The sequence below is a fragment of the Dethiosulfatibacter sp. genome, from assembly GCF_983023055.1.
On sequence record NZ_CEZJXU010000323.1, the window covers coordinates 1 to 3031 of the forward strand.

The following is a 3031-nucleotide window of genomic DNA, read 5'->3' on the forward strand; positions in this document are numbered from 1 at the left end:
CCATACTTGACCATAGGAATAAGGACATATCCAGGGAAACCAGTTTGTCGGGATATATCTACAGGGCAGATAAATCTTCAAGACAGTGTTTCACCTGCGGTGTACGGGATGAATGTAGCTGGTCTGAGGATAAAAAAAATCTGGTTATCAAACTTTAGGGGAAGAAAATGAAGATAGGAAACAGAAATTTTGATTTTGAAAATGAAGCATATATAATGGGAATACTTAATGTTACTCCGGACTCCTTTTCAGACGGAGGCAAGTTCACTTCAATGGACAGGGCCCTTTCACAGGTTGAGAAGATGATTGAAGAGGGAGCCGACATTATCGATATCGGAGGAGAATCCACCAGACCCAACCATGATGTGGTTGAGCTTAATGAAGAGATAAGCAGAGTTGCCCCTGTAATAGAGGGAATTGTGAAAAGGTTCGATATTCCTGTCTCCATCGACACGTCAAAGAGCAGGGTTGCAGAAGCTTCCCTAGATGCAGGAGCCAACATGATTAACGACGTATGGGGATTTAAACAGGATGAGTACATCGCAAGGGTTGCAAAGGTCTACAACGTACCAAGCTGTCTAATGCATAACAGAGAGAGGAGACAGTACAACAACCTAATGGAGGACATATTTGCAGAAATGAATGAATGTCTTGAAATTGCATGGAAAGCTGAAATATCAAAGGACATGATAATGATAGATCCAGGCATAGGTTTTGGAAAAACACCGGAAGAAAATCTTAGTGTTATGAAACATCTTGATGATTTTAAGGTTTTTAATTTGCCCATGCTTCTGGGAACTTCAAGAAAATCCATGATAGGTTATGCTCTTGATCTGCCTGTTGATGAGAGGCTGGAAGGAACATTGGCTACTACAGCCCTTGGCTATATGAAGGGATGTAGAATATTCAGGGTACATGATGTAAAGGAAAACTACAGGATTCTTAAGATGATTAAGGCCATGAGCTAAGGGAGGATTGACAAATGGATAAACTTATAATCAAAAACCTTGAACTTTTCGGATTTCACGGAGTAAACCAGGAAGAAAAGACAATGGGTCAGAAATTTATAATAGATGTATTACTTGACATGGACATGACTGAAGCTGGTGATAAGGATTCCTTGAATGACACAATAAATTACGCTGAGCTCTGTCATGAGCTCCTAAATGTATTCAAATCGGAAAAGCATGATTTGATCGAAAGGGCGGCAGTGGTACTGTGTGATTACATACTGTTAAACTATAAACAGGTGAATGAAGTAGAACTTACACTGAAGAAACCCTGGGCGCCTGTTCATCTATCCCTGGAATATCCAGCTGTTAGGATGGTGAGAAAAAGACATACAGCCTACATAGCTGTAGGGTCAAACATGGGAGATAAGGGAGACAATATCAAAAAGGCAATTGAAGCTATAGATTCAAGCATACAGACTTCAGTTGTTAGAACTTCAAAGATAATAGAAACTGATCCTGTTGGATATGAAGACCAAGATGTTTTTCTAAACGGAGTATTTAAGGTTGAAACCATTCTTTCTCCGAAACAACTTATTAGGTGGCTTCTTTCCATAGAGGATGACCTGAAGCGTGTAAGGGACATAAGATGGGGTCCAAGGACAATAGATCTTGATGTAATTTATTATGATGACCTGGTGTCTGATGACGAAGAAATAGTTCTTCCCCATCCGAGGATGCACGAAAGGGGATTCGTGCTGGAGCCCCTCAATGAAATAGCTCCCTATATTCTTCATCCAATAATAAAAAAGAGAACCTTTGAGCTGTTAAATGATCTTATACAAAATTAAGGAAATCAATATGAAAAACCCTCCACCATTGAAGAGGAATATGCCTAATCAGTGACGGAGGGTTTCGTTGTCTGTAAATAATTCTTCACGCTTGATAATATACTTCACATACTGTATTGTAATACTGTACACGAAAAAAAATATCATGTGGATATTATATATACGAACCCAAGGTGATTATTTACGGGATTACTATAGTTGCCACATTCATACTTCCATATTATGAATCACCGGTTTACATTGGACTGTTTGCTGTTGGGCTTGCTTTTGTTGGTATATTGTGCCGTGTCGTTGTTTCATTGATGTGGAAATTCGCAATCAAATAAAGAAAGGTTAACAGGTGAATATGTACAAGATTAAAAAAGTTGAAATGAAAGAAATCAGTAAAATGATAGAAATGTATTATAAAACCCTTATTGCTCCTAAAGATGATTATTGGGAGAATGGTGTCCTTCCAAATTGCCAATATTATACAATTTCGGAAGACTTCAACATGGAAGAGGAGATAGGATATATTGCCATAGGTGAAGAAAATGCAATTTATCAGTTCTATGTTAGCGAAAATATTCGTTATAAATCGGTGGATATTTTTGATTATGTTTTAAAAGAATTGTCTATCATTCAAGGAATTGTTGAGACCTATGATATTAATTATTTGGTCCTTTCCATGGATCGTGCAAAAGAGATTCAAGTACATTCATATGTATATACTCAGTGTGAAAAAGTACAGATAGAAAGTCCAGTGAAAGATATGCAGTTAAGATTGGCAACATTGGATGATTTGGAAGCCAGTGTTGATTTTGCTCATGAAAGCTTGGGTGGAGGAGATATAGACTGGTTAAGAAAATATTTCACACAATGGATTAATAGTGAAGGAATATATTTATTCGAGGTTAAAGATGAAATTGCAGCAATAGGAGAGATGAGAACAGGATTCAGAAGCAAGGAAACTGCGTATTTGGGTGTTATAAGCGGCCTAAATTATCGAAAAAAGGGCCTAGGTAAATATGTTACTGCCTATTTAAGGGACCAGGCAAATGAATTAGGATATACTGCTGTAAGTGCTGTAGCTGCAAATAATATTGGTTCAAATAAAATGATGGCTGGATGTGGCTTTTTCGCGTATCATAGGATATTGCAGATTCGGTTTAGGTGAGGGGATTTGTTTACGCACTCCACACATGTGGAGTGTGTTGTGAAGCTAGTGAGTAAAATCAAGGGCTAGAAGGA

General features: G+C 37.9%; 3 protein-coding genes. All 3 read left to right on the forward strand.

Going from position 1 to position 3031, the window contains the following annotated elements; all coding sequences use genetic code 11:
• The first annotated feature begins 167 nt into the window (after nt 1-167).
• Nucleotides 168-968, forward strand: a complete 801-nt coding sequence (folP, locus tag AC3AX0_RS10345) for a dihydropteroate synthase (protein WP_487550213.1) — start codon at nt 168-170, stop codon at nt 966-968.
• A gap of 14 nt (nt 969-982) precedes the next feature.
• On the forward strand, nt 983-1801 hold the full coding sequence (folK, locus tag AC3AX0_RS10350; RefSeq protein ID WP_487550214.1) for a 2-amino-4-hydroxy-6-hydroxymethyldihydropteridine diphosphokinase: 819 nt from the start codon (nt 983-985) through the stop codon (nt 1799-1801).
• Nucleotides 1802-2147: 346 nt separating this feature from the next.
• Nucleotides 2148-2957, forward strand: a complete 810-nt coding sequence (locus tag AC3AX0_RS10355; protein WP_487550215.1) for a GNAT family N-acetyltransferase — start codon at nt 2148-2150, stop codon at nt 2955-2957.
• The last annotated feature ends 74 nt before the right edge of the window (nt 2958-3031 follow it).

Coding starts and splice junctions, on each gene's coding strand:
- folP (WP_487550213.1), top strand. CDS start 168: ATGAAGATAGGAAACAGAAATTTTGATTTTGAAAATGAAGCATATATA.
- folK (WP_487550214.1), top strand. CDS start 983: ATGGATAAACTTATAATCAAAAACCTTGAACTTTTCGGATTTCACGGA.
- AC3AX0_RS10355 (WP_487550215.1), top strand. CDS start 2,148: ATGTACAAGATTAAAAAAGTTGAAATGAAAGAAATCAGTAAAATGATA.